The organism is Olleya sp. KJ81-1 (assembly GCF_055808135.1).
Genome location: NZ_CM147854.1, coordinates 1,763,715 through 1,782,515 on the forward strand (window position 1 = coordinate 1,763,715; position 18,801 = coordinate 1,782,515).

The window sequence follows — 18,801 nt, forward strand, 5'->3', positions numbered from 1 at the left end:
ATAAAAGGCTTCCGTATCTTTGCAATAAAAAAATGATGAAAAAATTATTACTTATATTAATGGCTATAGTTAGTTTTTCTTGTAAAAAAGAGGTTAAACCAACTCAAATACAACTGACTACTGCTCAAAAGATTGCTAACGCTAACGGAATATCAAATTGGAAAAATGTAACCCAAATTGACTTTACTTTTAACGTAGATAAAGATAGCACACATTTTGAACGCTCTTGGTCGTGGCAACCAAAATCCAAACAAGTTACGCTAATTACGGATAAAGACACTATATCGTACAACAGAAGCAACATGGACAGTACAGCAATGATGGCTGATCGTGGTTTTATAAACGATAAATTTTGGCTTTTAGCACCTTTTCAAATATCATGGGATAAAGGCACAACTATTACTGATACAATTGTAGAATTAGCGCCAATTAGCAAGGTTAAACTAAACAAACTAACACTAACATATACCAGTGATGGTGGTTACACACCTGGTGATGCCTATGATTTTTACTACGATAAAAATTACATTATTAAAGAATGGATTTTTAGACAAGGTAATACTACAAAACCCTCAATGATTACAACTTTTGAAAATTATCAAGACTACAACGGTATTAAAATAGCTAAGGATCATAAACAGAATGATAGTAATTGGAACTTAAATTTTTCTAATATTTCAATAAAAATGAATTAGAAATAGTCCAAATTAAAACTTAAAACGTATATAAAGTAATTCCGCTTTACGCGTCAACATATATCTCAAAGGGTTTCATAATTTATATTTATGAAACCCTTTTTTTGTCTTTACCAACTACTTCCTTTCTAACCTAATTATTCTTATTTTTGTTGGACACCTAAAAAACAAACCATTTTGACCAACTATAAATTAGGTTTAGATTTTGCTAAACAATTAGATAACGAAGACCAATTGTCTGACTACCGTCAACAATTCCACATTCCTAAAGATAAAAACGGAAAGGATTTAATTTATTTCTGCGGAAATTCATTAGGTCTTCAACCAAAAATAACTAAAAATTATATTGACCAAGAGCTTCAAGATTGGGCAAATTTAGGAGTAGAAGGACATACCGAAGGTAAAAACCCTTGGCTACATTATCATGAGTTTTTAACAGATACTATGGCTAATATCGTTGGTGCTAAACCATTGGAAGTTGTAGTAATGAATTCATTAACTGCTAACCTACATTTTATGATGGTTAGTTTTTATCAACCTACACCTAAGCGTTATAAAATTTTAATAGAGGCTGATGCCTTCCCTAGTGATAAATATGCAGTAGAGTCTCAATTACGTCATCATGGCTATGACGACAAAGAAGGCTTGATATTATGGAAAGCTAGAAAAGGCGAAGAACTAGCCAATTACGACGATTTAGAAGCTATTTTAAATCAACATGGTGACGAGATAGCGTTAGTCATGATTGGTGGTGTAAACTACTACACAGGACAGTTTTTTGATTTAAAACGAATTACTGATTTAGGTCATAAACATGGCTGTGTTGTTGGTTTTGATTGTGCTCATGGTGCAGGAAATGTCCAATTAAATTTACACGATTCTGGTGCAGACTTTGCGGTTTGGTGTACATACAAATATTTAAATTCTGGACCAGGAAGTTTATCTGGTGCGTTTGTGCACGAGCGTCATGCTAATAATAAAGATTTAAATAGATTTACTGGATGGTGGAGTCATAACAAAAAGACACGATTTAGAATGCGTGACGATTTTGACCAACTTCCAGGTGCAGAGGGTTGGCAACTTTCAAATCCACCAATATTATCTATGGCTGCTATTAGAGCGTCTTTAGATGTAATACAAGAAGCTGGATTTGATAAACTTTGCGAAAAATCAAAAGTATTAACTGGTTATTTTGAGTTTTTAATAAACCAATTAAACAACAAGGATATAAAAATAATTACTCCTAGTAATCCTAACGAAAGAGGATGCCAACTGTCAATCCAAGTTAAAAATGCAGATAAATCTCTATACGACAAGTTAACAGATGCAGGCGTTATAACAGACTGGAGAGAACCTGATGTTATCAGATGTGCTCCTATACCATTATATAATAGTTTTCAAGATGTTTACAATATGGTGGAGCGTCTAAAACAATTACTATAATTTTACTTTGAACACTTTCTATAAAATAATAAGTGATGAAACAGTATTACTAAAACTAAAGAAAAAAGTGATATTGGATTTTGGCAATATCAAATACTAGGTTTACTAAGCTTTTTTGCCAATAACCAATTTGATTATCTATTTATCACAAACAAAAGAATATTAGTCTTAATTAAAGACACTGTAGTTACAAACGTAGAGTATCATAATTTTAAAGAATTAAAATTTAACAGCATGAATAATACCTTAAGTTTTAATGACTCAAATAATCAACAACAGCAGTTATCCTTAAATAAGTTAAGATTAACTTACGAAGAGATACAGTTAATAAAGAAAAAATTACATGCCTAATAAACAAAACATATTAATCATTGGTGCAGGACTTTGCGGAAGCTTACTAGCACTAAGACTTGGACAAAGAGGCTATAATGTTAACGTGTACGAGATGCGTCCCGACTTACGCAAAACTGACATATCTGCAGGTCGCTCTATCAATTTAGCATTCTCAGACAGAGGTAATAAAGCAATGAAACTAGTTGGTATAGAAAAACAAGTAGAAGCACTTTGTATACCAATGAATGGTCGAATGATTCATGATAAACAAGGTAACACGTTTTTATCCAATTATAGTGGTCGTGATCATGAATATATAAACTCGATATCAAGAGGTGGATTAAACGCTTTACTTTTAGATGAAGCCGAAAAACATGATAATGTTACCTTTCATTTTAATAAAAAATGCAAATCGGTAGATTTTGAAAACACGACTGCTCTTTTTGAAGATTATACTTCTAAAGACAAATTTATTGAAGATGCCGATTGTATAATAGCAACAGATGGAGCTGGTTCTGCTTTACGCAAAAGTTATTATTTAGAGCGTAAATTTTTATTCAGTTTTTCTCAAAACTACTTAACACATGGTTATAAAGAGTTAAGCATATTACCAACAAAAACAGGAGATTACAAAACATACAAAAACGCTTTACACATATGGCCTAGAGGAGATTTTATGGTTATTGCACTACCAAATTTAGACGGTAGCTTTACTGTAACACTATTTTTAAGCTATGCTGAAGGTGAATATAATTTTAACAACTTAACTACTCCAGAAATTGTAACCGAGTTTTTTCAAAAAGAATTCCCAGATGCATTAGCTTTAATGCCTAATCTGGTGGACGACTTTTTTGAAAACCCAACAGCTCCTTTAGGGACAGTAAAATGTTCTCCTTGGCACTATAAGGGCAACACCCTATTAATGGGAGATTCAGCACACGCAATAGTACCTTTTTACGGACAAGGCATGAATGCGTCTTTTGAAGATGTTGTCGAGTTTGACGCTGTATTAGATAAATTTGAAGGCGATTGGGAAACTGTTTTTACGGAATACGAGAAAACCAGAAAAAAAGACACAGATGCTATTGCAGATTTGGCTATAGATAATTTTCACGAAATGAAAGACCACGTTGGTCAAGCTATATTTCAAGAAAAACGAAAAATTGAACAAGCATTAGAAAAAGAATTCCCTAATGAGTATTCATCAAAATATAGCTTAGTCACTTTTAACGAGCATATTGGTTATCGCGAAGCAATGCTTAGAGGTCGCGCACAAGATAAAGCCATACTAAACCTTTTAGACGACGGAATTATTAAAACATCAGATAATCTAAAAGATATTTTGGAAAAAGTAAAAATACAAACAGAAGCTATTTTACAAGACGATAAAATTGCAGGTTTAAAATAGCCGATAAGCAGTCAATAGCAAACTAGAAAAATAATCAAACACTGAATCAAATTCAGGATGACGCAAAAACATAAAACTAATGAACGAAGGAACTAAAGTAACACCAAGAGGAGCCTATCCACACGTAAAACAAGTTGGCGATTTCATTTTCGTTTCAGGAACCAGTTCTCGCAAGGCAGACAACAGTATCGCTGGAGTTGATATCATCGACGAGATGGGAACAAAAAAACTAAACGCCTACACACAAACGCAAGAAGTTTTAAAAAACATAGACACCAATCTTAAAAAAGTTGGAGCAAGTTTAAAAGACGTTGTAGATGTGACTTCCTTTTTAGTAAACATGAATGACTTTGCAGATTATAATAAAGCTTACGCTGAATTTTTTGATAAAGAAACAGGTCCAACCAGAACGACGGTTGCTGTACATCAATTACCACATCCCGATTTAGTGGTTGAAATTAAGGTAATGGCTTATAAGAAACAATAAATGAAGATTCAAAACTACATTAACGGAGCATTCCATAATCCATTGCAAGACCATTGGATAGACAACTACAATCCTAGTAATGGAGCTGTTTACGGACAAATTCCAAACTCATCAAAAGAGGATGTAGAAAACGCATATATCGCTGCAAAATCAGCTTTTCCAAGTTGGTCACAAACTAGTATAGAAACACGTAGTAGAATTTTAATAAAGATTTCAGAGTTATTAGAAGCTAATTTGCAACGCTTTGCGGAAGCAGAAAGCAAAGACAACGGAAAACCGATTAGCTTAGCAAAAGCTGTTGACATACCAAGAGCAGCAAGTAACTTTCGATTTTTCGGAAATGCCATAACACAATTTGCTAGCGAAAGCCATGAAAGTATCGGACAAGCCATAAATTACACCTTACGTCAACCTATTGGTGTAGTTGGATGTATTTCACCTTGGAACCTTCCTCTCTATTTATTTACATGGAAAATTGCTCCAGCAATTGCAGCAGGAAACTGCGTGGTTGCCAAACCAAGTGAAATCACTCCAATGACCGCTTATTTATTAGGCGAAATTTGTAACGAAGCTGGTCTCCCAAAAGGCGTTTTAAATATTGTACATGGATTAGGAGGTTCAACTGGACAAGCCATTATAGAACATGAAGACATTAAAGCGATTAGTTTTACAGGAGGAACAGCAACAGGAGCACATATTGCAAAAGTAGCAGCTCCAATGTTTAAAAAACTATCGTTAGAATTAGGCGGAAAAAATCCAAATATCATTTTTGCGGACTGTGATTATGACGACATGTTAGACACAACCGTACGTTCGTCCTTTGCAAATCAAGGACAGATATGTTTATGTGGAAGTCGCATTTTTGTAGAAGCATCTATCTATGAGAAATTCAAGAAAGATTTTGTCACTAAAGTGAAAGCGTTAAAAGTTGGTCATCCATCGGAAACATCCACTAACATTGGAGCATTAGTCTCCAAACCGCATTTAGAAAAAGTAAAAGAATATATTAATATCGCTAAAGCGGAAAACGGAATAATACTCTGTGGTGGAAATGAAGTCACTGTAAAAGGTTATGAAAACGGTTACTATTTGGAACCAACCGTTATTGAAGTTCCAAACGATGAATGCAGAGTAAACCAAGAAGAAATTTTTGGACCTGTAGTAACTATAATGCCTTTTAATACCGAAGACGATGTTTTAGTTATGGCAAACAAAGTAAAGTATGGTTTATCAGCAACATTATGGACCAACAACTTAAAACGTACCATGCGCATGAGTAATCAATTACAAGCTGGAATAGTTTGGGTAAACACTTGGATGATGCGTGATTTACGCACACCATTTGGTGGTGTAAAAGCTTCTGGAGTTGGACGCGAAGGTGGTTTTGAAGCGTTACGCTTTTTTACTGAGGCCAAGAATGTTTGTATAAAATATTAGTTCCCAATAAAGTGGGAATCTTATAAATTGAAAACTAAAAGTCTCCTCGAGCGCAGTCGAGAGGTTTACTATGAAATCCTATTTTGTTTACATACTACAATGTTCTGATAATTTAACTTACACAGGAGTTACAAATAACATATTCAGAAGATTAGAAGAGCATCAAAATGGATTAAACAAAAATTGTTTCACTTTTAAAAGAAGACCATTAAAGTTAATTTTTCATCAAGAATTTAACGATATTGAACAAGCAATATTTTTTGAAAAGAAAATAAAAAAGTGGAGTTCAAAAAAGAAATATGCCTTAGCAAATGATGAGTATGATTTGTTACAAATTTTATCTGAATGTAGAAATGCTAGTCATTCAAAATATAATCCAGATAGCGAATAAGGTCTCGACTGCGCTCGACCAGACATTTAAACTAAAAACATAAACGAATCGTCTCCACGAGCGTAGTCGAGAGGTGAATTAAAAAATATAATTAAAATTAGGTCTCGAATGAGTTTGACCAAACATTAAAACTGAAAATATAATTTACACGAATAATCTCCTCGAGCAGACAAATAAACATTAATTAAAACTAAATGTCTCCTCGAGCGCAGTCGAGAGGTTACAAAAGAACTTAGAATATGAACTTAAACTTAAATAACAAATTCGCATTAGTATGCGGAAGCACAGCTGGAATAGGAAAAGCAACTGCTTTAGCATTAGCTGAAGAAGGTGTACAAGTTACCCTTATTGCTAGAAATGAAGACAAGTTAAAAGCAACATTAAAGGAATTACCTCAGCATAGAAATCACGATTATATAGTTGCCGATTTTTCTAACCCACAAGAATTAAAAGAAAAGGTGGAAGCTTACGTAAAAGATAATCATGGGTTTCATGTATTAGTAAATAATACAGGTGGACCAAAGGGAGGACCAGTATTTTCAGCAGAAGTTGATGAATTTGAAGCTGCTTTTACTCAACATTTAAAATGCAATCACGTGTTAGCGCAAGCAGTGGTTCCTTTTATGAAAACTGAAAGCTACGGTAGAATTATAAATGTTATTTCTACTTCTGTTAAACAACCTTTAGATGGTCTTGGCGTGAGTAATACTATTCGTGGTGCTGTTGCCAATTGGAGTAAAACATTAGCCAACGAGCTTGGTCAATTTGGAATTACAATAAACAACGTGTTGCCAGGTGCCACAGGAACCGATCGCTTGGCAGAAATTATAAAAAACAAATCTGCCAAATCAGGAAATACAGAAGAAGAATCTGCAAATGCTATGAAAAGTGCTGTGCCTGCAAAACGTTTTGCAAAGCCCGAAGAGCTAGCTGATGCAATTACTTTTTTAGCAAGCGAACGTGCTAGTTATATTAACGGAATTAATCTTCCGGTTGATGGCGGAAGAACAAAGAGTTTATAATTCCATCTGTCATTGCGAGATATTTTTCTTTTTAAAAAACCGTGGCAATCTGTTCAATTATCACTAATTTTATTGAATTGATGAATCCGCGTTAAGGATTACTCACAGATTAATATTTTAAAATATTGGTTTCGTGAACCTAAAGGTTTAAAGCGACATCCTTTTTTTAAACGTCAGTTCGAGTGTTTTGTGAAGTATGAACAAAATGTATCGAGAACAAGTTAAAAAAAGATACAGCGAAAAGCCTGACCCTTTTTAGGGTAACGCCCAAAATATTATACAATGAGTAAATTATTTCCACCTATAAATTTTAAAGCTTGGATAGAAGAAAACAGACATCTTTTGAAGCCACCAGTTGGTAATAAAGTAGTTTGGAAAGATGGTGATTTTATTGTTATGGTTGTTGGTGGACCTAATAATAGAAAGGACTACCATTATAACGAAACACCTGAGTTTTTTCATCAAATTGAAGGTGATATTGTCTTAAAAGTTATTGAAGACGGTATGCCAAAAGATATTCATATTAAAGAAGGTGAAATATTTTTGTTACCTCCAAAAGTACCGCATTCGCCACAACGTGGTGCAAATACAGTAGGCTTGGTAATTGAATATCCAAGAGAAAAAGGTGTGCAAGATGCCTTATTATGGTTTTGTGAAAATTGCACAACTAAATTGTACGAAGAAGATTTTACAGTAAAAAATATTGAAACCGATATGCCAAAAATATTCGATAAATATTATGGCGATTTGGACAAACGTACATGTCCAAACTGCTCGGCTATAATGCAACCACCACAAAAAGTAAAGCTAGAAAACTAGTTAGCAGTTAGCAGTTAGCAGTTAGCAGTTAGCAAAAAAAAATAAAGTCGGGATTAAAAATAACATTAGCTTAATTGAAAGTCCCTAATCAATTTGTAAAATTGAACGCCAAGGCGAAGAATAGATAAAGAAAAGCTTCGAGAGCAGGAGAACTATGTTCGACGCGAAGTTTTCGTATCGGTTTTCAGTTTAAAACTGAAAAACTCCTTGGCTTGGATGTCTTTTTTTGGTTCGTTTTTTGGACAAGCAAAAAATGAATAAAATAAATAATTTAAGACAAAAATTGCCACACCTATAGACCAGCAATGACACAACATATGGAAAAACGAAAACTTAGAATTAACGGTCACTCCCACTTATTGCCATATCCAGAGGAAATCCCTCAGTTTATGCAAGACAAAGAAATTTTCTGGGTGGATAAAGACCGAAAATTTATGCTTCAAAAAGATTGGAACAGACCAATTACCGATTCTAGTTTTTTTAGATGAAAAACTAGCTTGGATGGAACGTTTTAAAATTGACCATGCAGTAGTTTTAAACTTATCGCAATTATACGGTAACGGATTGCGTGTGGAAGAAATGAAGCAAGCGCTTAAATTTCAGAATGATTTTAATGCCAAAGTGCAACGCGAAAACCCAAGTAAATTTACTTGCGGTTTTGTAGTACATCCAGGTTTTGTTAGAGGTGCTTGTTGGGAAATTGAACGTTGTGTGGAAGAATTAGGCATGCAATTACTATGCTTACCAACGCACTACATGGATACTATTGGAACTTGGCGTTGTATTTTTGACGAAGAAAACGAGCCTATTTTTGAAATGGCTAACAAGTATAATTTGGCTGTAGAAATCCATCCTTACGACGGAGAAAAATTTATAAAATTAGAAAACACATCATGGCGTTTTCACTTGATATGGATGTTAGCACAATGTGCCGATGCCTATCACTTTTTAACTTTAAATGGTTATCAAGATAAGTATCCAAACATGCGTACTTGCTTTGCGCATGGTGGACAATTAGCACAAATAAACTTAGGACGTCGTATCCAAGGTTTTGATGGTAGACCCGATTTATTTGAAGGTAAAAGCCACCCAAGAAAAGCGGTTGGACATAAAAACATCTTTTTTGATACGTTAGTACATGATACTGGCGGATTGGATTTATTATTAAAAAACCAAGGATCTAAACAGGTTTTAATGGGACTTGATGATCCTTACCCTTTAGGAGAAATGGAAAGCGAGAAACAAAGCTCTTATCCTGGAAAAATTTTAGATTTAGCCATAGACCGAAAAATTATTACAGAAACAGAACGTGACGCCATTTGGGAAGACAACGTAATCCAATGGTTATGTGGAGATGACCAAGCTGCTAAAGACAAACTTGTTAAACGTATTTTAGGATAATGAAAAAAGAGTCTTTTTGGGATAGCGTAGCAAACTACATTAAATTTAAAACTATTATTCCATTAATAGTCATGGCAGTATTACTCATTGCACTTTTAGTAAAAGCACTTTACAACACTATAATAGGTTAAACATTATTTATGTATTTTTTACCAGAAAAATTAGACGACTACGTTGTGGCACACAGTCAAGATGAGCCTGAATTATTACAACAATTAACTAGAGAAACGTATCAAAAAATATTACAACCTATTATGTTGTCCGGACCTTATCAAGGTCGCGTATTAAGTATGATTTCTAAATTAATAAGACCAAAATCTGTTTTAGAACTAGGGACTTTTACTGGCTATGCTACTTTATGTTTAGCGGAAGGGTTACATCCGGAAGGCGAAATACATACTATTGATGTTAATGAGGAGTTGGAAGATTTTCAGCGTAAATATTTTGATAAATCAGAATTTGGGCAGCAAATACATCAGCATTTAGGAAGTGCAATTGACATACTTCCAAAGCTAGACAAATCTTTTGATTTGGTATTTATTGATGCTGACAAACCTAACTACGTTAATTATTTTCATTTAATAATAGATAAATTAAGACCTGGAGGAATCATATTATCTGACAATGTATTATGGCATGGAAAAGTGATTGAACCAGTAGACCCAAAAGACATTTCTACCATTGCTGTATTAGAGTTTAATACACTTTTAAAAGAAGACCCAAGAATAGAAACTGTTTTATTACCTATTAGAGATGGCTTAACTATTAGCCGAAAAATATAATATTACTAATGAGTAAATTAGATATAAGAACCGTTGATGTTACACAATACATCACTCCTCTAAGAGAAGGTGGTTCTTTACCTGCTATAGTAAAAGCAGACGACGACTTTTTATACGTTTTAAAGTTTAGAGGTGCAGGACAAGGAAAAAAAGCATTGATTGCCGAATTTATTGGTGGTGAGTTAGCACGAGCTATTGGCTTAAAAGTACCTGAATTGGTTTTTATGAATTTGGATGACTCTTTTAGTAAAACAGAACCAGATGAAGAAATACAAGACTTACTTAAGTTTAGCGTAGGTTTAAACCTAGGATTACATTATTTAAGCGGTAGTATAACCTTTGATCCTTTGGCGTCGGTTGCAGATCCTTTGACAGCATCCAAAGTAGTATTATTAGATAGCATTATTAGTAATATTGACAGAACAGTTAAAAACCCTAATGTACTTAATTGGAATAAAGAGTTATGGGTTATTGATAATGGAGCAAGTTTTTATTTTCATCATAACTGGGAGACTTGGGAGAATCATTTAACCAGAACATTTCCTTTAATTAAAGATCATGTTTTATTAGATCGTGCTTCAAAATTTGATGAAGCATCGCAACAAATTATTGAAAAATTAAGTTTAAATACTATTGACACTATAATTAATACCATACCTGAAGATTGGCTAATAAATGAGTCTGACACTTTTACGCCAGACCAAATGAAAGCTGCGTACAAAACGTATTTAAACTCCAGACTTGAAAAGATTAACTTACTAGTTAAAGAAGCTAAAGATGCAAGATAAAGTTACTTTTGAATATGCGATAATACGTTTAGTACCTAAAGTAGAACGTGAGGAGTTTTTTAACATTGGTGTTATTTTATTTTCTAAAAGAAAAAAATATCTAGAGGTTAAATTTAAAATAGACGAGGCTAAATTGGCTGCATTTGCATGCGAACTAAATATAAAAGACCTAAATACATATTTAAAGTCTTGGGACTTAATTTGTAAAGGTGACAAAGCTAGCGGAACTATTGGACAGTTTGAATTATCCGATAGATTTAGATGGTTAGCAGCTTCACGCAGTACAGTAATACAAAGCTCTAAAACTCATTCTGGAATTACAGATAATCCAGAGAAAGAATTAGAGCATATTTTTAAAAACTATGTTTTGTGTGAAACTACTAGCAAAAAATAAAAACTAACTATATGGACTTTACTTTATCTATAGAAGAAAACGAAGATTTTTTCACTAATAAGATGATTAATTTTGAAAAGCGCTACATACTTCAGCATTACTTTAAAACAGAATTAAAATAAACGAAATTGAACGAGGCATATTACAAAATTGCCATACTGATGAAATTGAACCTATTGCTTTAATTGGGTATTTACTTGGTGACAAAAGTCCACTAAACATTTTTAGATTACGACTTGGTTCTTTTTTTAAAAGTGATTTAGAGTTGGCTAAATGCTGCCAAGATTTAATGACTGAAAAAGATATTAAAGATGCCGAAACTATTTTGTTTCATTATGAATATGAAGAAAACGACCACATAGAGAGACCCATTTTTGAATATTATTACAAACTACTAAACACTAATTAGCTATTTAATATTATCCTTTGAAAGCATTACATTAGCTAAATAACTTGCATCTTTAGACACACCACCTAATGTCGCTGAGCCACGTGTATACATCCAAGGTAAACCAATAAAGTATAACCCGTCAATATTGCTAACACCTCTATAATTTTTTGGATAACCATTAGCATCCAATTCTAAACCTTGTATCCAATTAAAATTGGGACGATAACCTGTTGCCCAAATCACATTTTTAATGGTTGAAACTTTTTGTTTTTCAAAAAAGACATCATTATTTAAAGCATCCTTTGTACGTCCTACAGCAATTACATTCTCTCTTGACAAAATCCCCTTAACATCTGTTCCAATTACGGGTTGTGTCGATGAGTTAATTTTTTTCCTATCCAACTATACTTACTATAACTTAAAAAACCAACAACAGTAAACCACCACCACAATGTTTTACCTAAAAAATTTTGAGGTAAAGATTTTACTGTTGTATCACCAGAAAAGTAAACTGTTCTGGATGCATCTTTAGAGATTTCATTCAATATTTGATACCCAGAATCTCCTCCTCCTACAACCAAAGCATCTCCTTGTTGTAATTGCTTAACACCTTTGTAGTAATTACTATGCATTTGCAAAGTGCTTTTAGAAATTTTGGTATGACAAGGTGGTGTATATGGTATATGGAATGGACCTGTTGCAACAATAACGTTTTTAGCTTCAATTTCGCCAGCATCATGCTGAACAAAAAAACCTGTTTCAGTTTTACTTACAGAGGTCACTAAAGTGTTTAATTGTATTGGTATATTAAATTTTTTGACATAATCCTTAAAATAATTAGCAACATCAACCTTAGTTGGATAATATCCTTTAGGTGCATCAAATTTTAAGCCTGGTAAATGGTTATATTCTGTTGGTGTAAATAGCTTTAAAGAATCCCATCGGTTTAGCCAAGATGCTCCAACCTCTGACTCTCCATCTAGCACCAAAAAATTTACATTCATTTGTTTTAAATGATAAGCCATAGCCAATCCTGCTTGTGCGCCACCAATTACTACATAATCCAACATCTAACTTCCTTTTTTAATTTAGTGCAAAAGTACCCACAATTTATCAATCTGAGCAATAAAGACTAACTCAAGATTAATAATTAAAAGATTGCTAATTATGTACAAGTATAAAAAAACGTGCTTAACTAAACCAAATGCCTTCTACACTAATTACTATTTTAATTATAAGGTAAATGGCATACTTTTATAATATGAAGCACAATTTAATACTGATTTTTATAATTCTAATTGCACAAATAATTAATGCTCAAAATACTGTTGAGGATAAAACCTTGACTTTAAACGACAATATTACATGGTTAAATGATTTTGAGAAACTAGAATTAAAAGTCAATAGAGTTACTATTTTCAAGCAGAAAATAAACGCAGACACATTATTTACAGCTAAAACTGCAAATTCTAGAATTCAATTTAAAACCAAAAGCAACCCTATTTTGCCTAAAGAAAAAATAGAGTGCGATTGTAAGATTATGTTTTTACTAAATTTAAACGAACCTAATTATTATTTACTTGATCCTATAGCGTATCCTAAAACGACAATGGTTCTAGAATTAATAAACTTAAATAATATTGAAGATTTTTATATTATAAAACAAGCTGAAGCTGCTGCTTTATTTGGAGAGCAAGCCAAATGTGGTGTCCTTATCCTTAAAACCAAAAACAAGCAACTTATAAAAAAAGTAAAACAAATATTATAATTGCATGTAGCAACTAGCAATTTAACAACATTTAACTAAAGTTTTTTATTGCCATTTATTTTTACGAAATTTAAGCTAATAACGTAAAAAATTAACCACTAAAACATAAACATGGATTGGATATATTCTTTAAGTGACCCTTTATGGGAAACTATTTTAGGAAGCCTTATATTATTTGTAGTCATTATTATATTAACCAGAATTATTGGTTTACGCTCGTTTGCTAAATTTACAGCTTATGACTTTGCTTTTACTATTGCTATTGGTAGTATTATCTCTTCAACTTTAACGTCAAGTACATCCATAACACATGGTAGTGTTGCAATTGCAGGCTTACTATTTTTAACTTATATTTTTTCTACTTTACAAAAAAAGTTTCCTAGTATAAACACTTTAATATCAAATAAGCCTTTATTATTAATGAAAGGTCAAACCATTTTACATGACAATTTAAAACATGCTAGAATTGAAAAATCGCAATTAATAGCTAAGCTAAGAGAAGCAAATGTGTTAGACTTTAAACAAGTAGAGGCTGTGGTTTTAGAATCTACAGGAGACATATCTGTATTACATAAATCTTCTGAATCTGACGACACAAATTTAAGTGCTGACCTCTTAAAAGGTGTTAGAGAAACACCATAAGTAAACGTATTATAAAATAAAAAAGCCTCTCAATGTTATGACAGGCTTTTTTAACTAATGTTTAAAATGTTTTACTGCACTGCTTGTAAGGCATCAATATTACCATAACCAAAACTGCTGTTCTTGTTAGGATAAAACTCGGCAGATTGCTTTAATTTATTTAACACTTGTGTTCTAGACCAAGATGGATGTCTTGACCAAACTAGTGCTGCAATACCAGCTGTAGTTGCTGTTGCTACAGATGATCCACCTGTGTAACGTCTATCTCCATTATAAAAACCTAATACAGGAGGCGCTTTACTTGTGTTATTATCACCTTCCATAATAATTGTAAAATCTATTTTACTTCCGCTATGACACACTTCGCATCTGTCATAATTTGGACCATCATCAACACCTGTAACAGCAACAGTCTCACTCATAGTTGCTGGAAAAATTACGCCAAACCCATTTGTAAAACTAGTAGACGTCCCTCCTGCTGCAAAAATCAATTTACCTTTACTGTATGCATATTTAACAGCATCTTTAATATTACCAATAGACCACACATAACCAATTGACATAGATATAATTTTGACATCACTTCTGTTACCTAATTGTGTTAATGCTGCAGACACACCTTTACGCTCATGATAGTCATTAAGCAAAACATCTTCTGTTGCTCTATAAGCTACTAAATTTGCGTTATAGGCAACTCCAACAGGCATACCATTATCATTACGTGGTGCTGCCATTGTAGAAGCCATAGCAGTACCATGACCACATTTATCATGAGGACCATCATAGTTACTAGACCACCACCAGTTGGAATCTATGAATGTTCCATATTTTTGAACGAATCTACCATTAGAATATCCATCATTTATACCTGAAGCATTTAATAAAGTTTGAGATGCAGAAACACCAGTATCTATTAACCCGATTGTGATACCTGACCCTGTACTATAATTCCATGCTTGTGGAATATTGTGCTCGTTAAAATGCCAAGATACTTGTGCATTATTTGGTGCTATTGTTGTGTAATGCGATGCGTTTATGGCATCTGCATTTTTATCACACCCTGAGCTTGAGCGCGCATTATTTACGGTTTCGTAGTGATTATAACCGTTTGGTTCTAAATATCTAACACCATCTGTTTGTAATAATTGTTTTATTGTTATATAGTTTTCTACTTTAACGTCTACAACATTTATTATATCATGTTCAAACATAGTTTTTTCACTTTTTTTGTAAGCTTCATTGGCTTCTACTAGTTGCTCTATATTAGACAAGGTAGACTTTAAGCGCTCTGTTTTGACCTCCGCAAAACTTTCTCCTTCTTCTCCATATCCTATGGTTAAGATATTATTTCCTCTAACAACTGCACTCCATAAGGTATGTGGTGTAACGTCCTTCCAATCAAAACTTCCGGTTTCTGTAAGACTAGTATTAATTATAGCATTAATTTCTGGGATAGTCAATGCTGCTTTTTGGTCGTCGTTAACTGTGGTTTCTTCAGGATTGTCTAGATAGGCCTCATCCTGACAAGCATTAAAAAAAGCAAAAGTCATTACTAGTAATGACAATTTAAGTACACGTTTTTTCATTTTATATAGTTTAAGGTTGATGCTTAAATATATAAATTATTCTTAAAGAAAAGTTAACAAATTTGACAAATTAACAAATAACCATTGTGCAAAATAGTAAATTGATACATTTTTAAGAGTACTGCTTTGCGTTAGCGGTAGGAATGACATCCTTTTTTTGCTGCCATATATGGCAAAAAAAGATATAATGGATGACGCGACCCTTGTGGTAACGCCCAAATAATTAAAATAAATTTTGAATTATAGTTTACGACGTACAGATCCTGTAAACTCTTCTAGATCGTCTTTAACTTTTTTAAGCTCTTCGTTTACATCATTGGTGATGCTTGTGTCTAGACCATTACGTTCTGCAGATTTTGTGATTTCGGTTTTAATATCATTAGTTGCGTCTTTAAGTTGGCGCATACCTTTACCCAAACCTTTGGCTATATCTGGTACATTTTTAGCACCAAATACCATAACAACGATAAGTAGGATGAAAAATATTTCTCCTCCGCTTATAAATAAAAATGTTGCTAATTTAATCATGGTACAAATATACTAAGTTGTTTTGATTGTTTGAATAAACTACTGTTTTTTTTAAGAGTCTTTTAGTACGATTTTTGTATTTTTACATCAAGTGAAACACAATACTATGGCGTTTAAAAATATTGAATCTAATCCAATTTTAGATCGTTTACCTAAGCATTTAAGACAATTTATTAAACCTCAGGATTATGAGGATTACTCTGCTATTGATCAAGCAGTTTGGCGTTATGCTATGCGTAAAAATGTGGATTACCTGAGTGAAGTAGCACATAATACTTACCTAGAAGGCTTGCAGCAAACTGGTATTAGTGTGGATGCTATACCTAATATGTATGGTATGAACCGTATTTTAAAAGCTATTGGTTGGGCTGCTGTTGCTGTGGATGGTTTTATACCTCCTAATGCTTTTATGGAATTTCAGGCGTATAACGTCCTGGTTATTGCTAGTGATATTAGACAATTGGAACATATTGAGTATACGCCTGCTCCAGACATAATCCACGAAGGTGCTGGTCATGCACCAATTATTGCTAATCCTGAGTATGCTGAGTATTTAAGACGTTTTGGTGAGATTGGTTGTAAAGCGATAAGCTCTGCCAAAGATTACGAGTTATATGAAGCTGTGCGACACTTATCTATTATTAAAGAAGCTCCTAATACACCACAAGATCAAATTGATTTAGCTGAAAAAGCAGTTGAAGATTTACAGAATAACATGGGTGAACCAAGTGAAATGGCTTTGATTAGAAATTTACATTGGTGGACAGTTGAGTATGGTTTAATTGGCACAATAGATAATCCAAAAATTTATGGTGCAGGTTTATTATCGTCTATTGGTGAGAGTGCTTGGTGTATGACAGATAAGGTTAAAAAGTTACCTTACACGATCGACTCTACCTTTCAGAATTTTGATATCACAAAACCGCAACCACAATTATATGTCACTCCGGATTTTGCACATTTAAGTTTAGTTTTAGAAGAATTTGCTAATACTATGGCGTTGCGTACTGGTGGACCAAGTGCAATTAAAAAACTGATACAAAGCGAAGCTTTAGGAACTATCGAGCTGAGTACTGGTTTACAAATATCTGGTGTTTTTACTAATATGATAGAACATAATGGTAAAGTAAGCTACATACAAACTACCGGAAAAACTGCCTTAGCTAATAGAGATAAAGAGTTAGTTGGACATAGCACTTTAGAGCATCCTGATGGTTTTGGATCGCCAATTGGTAAATTAAAAGGTATTAATTTGGCTATTGAAGACATGTCGCCTAGAGATTTACGCGCTTACGATATTTATGAAGGTGAAACAGTTACTTTGGAATTTGAAGGTGGTATTATTGTTAAAGGTGAAATTATTACTGGTACAAGAAACCTACAAGGTAAAATTATATTAATTAGTTTTAAAAATTGTACGGTAACCCATAACGATACTGTTTTATTCCAGCCAGAATGGGGACAATATGATATGGCTGTTGGTAAGGAAGTGCTTTCAGGATATTCTGGTACTGCCGACTTGCATAGTTTTGATTTAATTACACACACCATTAGTAGCACAACTATACATGAGGAAAAATCACCTGAAAAACTAGAACTTATAGCGCTTTACAAACAGGTACGTGATTACAGAGAAGGGACTAACTTTACTATTTCTAGAACTAAAGTGTTAGAGCAATTAATTAACCGTTTTCCGATGGATTGGTTATTACCAGTTGAGTTGTTTGAATTAGCTAAAAAAGGAAATGAAAATGAATTATGTAATACTATTTTAGATCATTTAGAAACAATTAAACAAAACAGACCTGAAGTAGGACATTTAATTGACGATGGTATTAAGATTGCTAGTCAGGAGATTGTGGTTTAAGATTTTGTACTACTATATTGTACAGTCGCTTTAATTGTATTTTCTTCATTAAATGAAGACATAACAATAGATGCTTTTTTAACCTGTTGTTCCTGCAAAGGCACAAACTGTATATTGGTATATGCTACATTTTCAATTACAATTTCTGATACACCAATTAGCTTTTTAGATTTTATATCCATAGGAATAAAACTATATAAATCTTCTCTTTTAAGGATGTCATTTTCAGTATAAGCATTAAAAGTCAGCGTTTTAAATAAGTATCTTGATAGCAATATGTCTTTAATTATCAAACCCAACAATATAACTTGTGCATTTACACCAATTGATAATTGACCAATAGTTATTGCTAAATGAAAGTGTAAAAATTGAGACAAATCAAAAATATCATTTTGATATGCAACGTAAGGGATTTGAGCTACTATCCATAGTATAGCTAAATAGTAGAAATTAAACTTTTTAGCAAAAAACAAAATTGAAGCTACAATACCTAATACACTAACTATTGTACTTAAATTTAACACTATAAATCCATTATTAAATAACGTTAAAATACTAGAGACAATAACAAACGTGTAGAAGATTTTTAATTTTTGCATTTATATGTTTTATAAATTAG

Annotated in this window: 19 protein-coding genes and 2 pseudogenes; 17 read left to right on the top strand and 4 right to left on the bottom strand. The window is 32.9% G+C overall.

The window, feature by feature from the left end; genetic code table 11:
• Positions 1-32: 32 nt before the first annotated feature.
• The 14 genes and pseudogenes from AC0L3M_RS08430 to AC0L3M_RS08495 all read left to right on the top strand — a co-directional run bounded on the left by AC0L3M_RS08430 (position 33) and on the right by AC0L3M_RS08495 (position 11,809).
• Complete coding sequence (locus tag AC0L3M_RS08430; protein ID WP_348661666.1) at positions 33-695, top strand: hypothetical protein; 663 nt, start codon at positions 33-35, stop codon at positions 693-695.
• Positions 696-872: 177 nt separating this feature from the next.
• The gene (gene kynU, locus AC0L3M_RS08435) at positions 873-2,138 is read left to right on the top strand and encodes a kynureninase (RefSeq protein WP_473430438.1); all 1,266 of its coding nucleotides are present in this window, start codon (positions 873-875) and stop codon (positions 2,136-2,138) included.
• Positions 2,139-2,481: 343 nt separating this feature from the next.
• The gene (locus tag AC0L3M_RS08440) at positions 2,482-3,879 is read left to right on the top strand and encodes an FAD-dependent oxidoreductase (RefSeq protein ID WP_473430439.1); all 1,398 of its coding nucleotides are present in this window, start codon (positions 2,482-2,484) and stop codon (positions 3,877-3,879) included.
• A gap of 79 nt (positions 3,880-3,958) precedes the next feature.
• Positions 3,959-4,366: a RidA family protein gene (locus AC0L3M_RS08445; RefSeq protein WP_292950023.1), complete on the top strand. Its 408-nt coding sequence runs from the start codon at positions 3,959-3,961 to the stop codon at positions 4,364-4,366.
• Entirely contained in the window at positions 4,367-5,803 is a 1,437-nt protein-coding gene (locus AC0L3M_RS08450; protein ID WP_473430440.1) for an aldehyde dehydrogenase, read from the top strand. It abuts the gene before it with no gap.
• Between the two features lie 70 nt (positions 5,804-5,873).
• Positions 5,874-6,194: a GIY-YIG nuclease family protein gene (locus AC0L3M_RS08455; RefSeq protein WP_473430441.1), complete on the top strand. Its 321-nt coding sequence runs from the start codon at positions 5,874-5,876 to the stop codon at positions 6,192-6,194.
• Between the two features lie 239 nt (positions 6,195-6,433).
• On the top strand, positions 6,434-7,216 hold the full coding sequence (locus tag AC0L3M_RS08460; RefSeq protein WP_473430442.1) for an SDR family oxidoreductase: 783 nt from the start codon (positions 6,434-6,436) through the stop codon (positions 7,214-7,216).
• A 282-nt stretch (positions 7,217-7,498) separates the two neighbouring features.
• Positions 7,499-8,035 carry a 3-hydroxyanthranilate 3,4-dioxygenase gene (locus AC0L3M_RS08465; RefSeq protein ID WP_292950031.1) on the top strand — a complete coding sequence of 179 codons (537 nt, stop codon included), beginning with the start codon at positions 7,499-7,501 and terminating at the stop codon, positions 8,033-8,035.
• A gap of 317 nt (positions 8,036-8,352) precedes the next feature.
• Positions 8,353-9,436, top strand: a pseudogene (locus AC0L3M_RS08470) (amidohydrolase family protein).
• Positions 9,436-9,567, top strand: coding sequence for a hypothetical protein (locus AC0L3M_RS08475; RefSeq protein ID WP_341588050.1), 132 nt, complete (start codon positions 9,436-9,438; stop codon positions 9,565-9,567). Before AC0L3M_RS08470 ends, AC0L3M_RS08475 begins: the two are co-directional and overlap by 1 nt.
• A gap of 9 nt (positions 9,568-9,576) precedes the next feature.
• Complete coding sequence (locus AC0L3M_RS08480; RefSeq protein WP_473430443.1) at positions 9,577-10,218, top strand: O-methyltransferase; 642 nt, start codon at positions 9,577-9,579, stop codon at positions 10,216-10,218.
• Positions 10,219-10,226: 8 nt separating this feature from the next.
• Entirely contained in the window at positions 10,227-11,006 is a 780-nt protein-coding gene (locus AC0L3M_RS08485; protein WP_292950036.1) for a HipA family kinase, read from the top strand.
• Positions 10,996-11,400, top strand: coding sequence for a DUF3037 domain-containing protein (locus tag AC0L3M_RS08490; RefSeq protein ID WP_292950038.1), 405 nt, complete (start codon positions 10,996-10,998; stop codon positions 11,398-11,400). The genes AC0L3M_RS08485 and AC0L3M_RS08490 overlap by 11 nt, the downstream gene beginning before the upstream one ends.
• Positions 11,401-11,665: 265 nt before the next feature.
• Positions 11,666-11,809, top strand: coding sequence for a hypothetical protein (locus AC0L3M_RS08495; RefSeq protein ID WP_473430444.1), 144 nt, complete (start codon positions 11,666-11,668; stop codon positions 11,807-11,809).
• On the opposite strand, the pseudogene AC0L3M_RS08500 reads toward AC0L3M_RS08495, so the two are convergent.
• Positions 11,810-12,861: pseudogene (locus AC0L3M_RS08500) on the bottom strand (flavin-containing monooxygenase).
• A 191-nt stretch (positions 12,862-13,052) separates the two neighbouring features.
• Between AC0L3M_RS08500 and AC0L3M_RS08505 the strand changes: the two are divergent.
• The gene (locus AC0L3M_RS08505; RefSeq protein ID WP_473430445.1) at positions 13,053-13,559 is read left to right on the top strand and encodes a hypothetical protein; all 507 of its coding nucleotides are present in this window, start codon (positions 13,053-13,055) and stop codon (positions 13,557-13,559) included.
• 111 nt (positions 13,560-13,670) lie between these two features.
• Positions 13,671-14,201 carry a DUF421 domain-containing protein gene (locus tag AC0L3M_RS08510; RefSeq protein ID WP_292950046.1) on the top strand — a complete coding sequence of 177 codons (531 nt, stop codon included), beginning with the start codon at positions 13,671-13,673 and terminating at the stop codon, positions 14,199-14,201.
• A gap of 71 nt (positions 14,202-14,272) precedes the next feature.
• On the opposite strand, the gene AC0L3M_RS08515 is transcribed toward AC0L3M_RS08510, so the two are convergent.
• Together AC0L3M_RS08515 and AC0L3M_RS08520 are read right to left on the bottom strand one after the other, a co-directional pair.
• Positions 14,273-15,787, bottom strand: a complete 1,515-nt coding sequence (locus AC0L3M_RS08515; protein ID WP_473430446.1) for a S8 family peptidase — start codon at positions 15,785-15,787, stop codon at positions 14,273-14,275.
• 240 nt (positions 15,788-16,027) lie between these two features.
• On the bottom strand, positions 16,028-16,315 hold the full coding sequence (locus AC0L3M_RS08520; protein ID WP_145002937.1) for a Sec-independent protein translocase subunit TatA/TatB: 288 nt from the start codon (positions 16,313-16,315) through the stop codon (positions 16,028-16,030).
• 106 nt (positions 16,316-16,421) lie between these two features.
• Between AC0L3M_RS08520 and AC0L3M_RS08525 the strand changes: the two genes are divergently transcribed.
• On the top strand, positions 16,422-18,182 hold the full coding sequence (locus tag AC0L3M_RS08525) for an aromatic amino acid hydroxylase (RefSeq protein ID WP_473430447.1): 1,761 nt from the start codon (positions 16,422-16,424) through the stop codon (positions 18,180-18,182).
• On the opposite strand, the gene AC0L3M_RS08530 is transcribed toward AC0L3M_RS08525, so the two are convergent.
• Positions 18,179-18,781, bottom strand: a complete 603-nt coding sequence (locus tag AC0L3M_RS08530) for a hypothetical protein (RefSeq protein ID WP_473430448.1) — start codon at positions 18,779-18,781, stop codon at positions 18,179-18,181. The genes AC0L3M_RS08525 and AC0L3M_RS08530 overlap by 4 nt on opposite strands.
• Between the last annotated feature and the right edge of the window lie 20 nt (positions 18,782-18,801).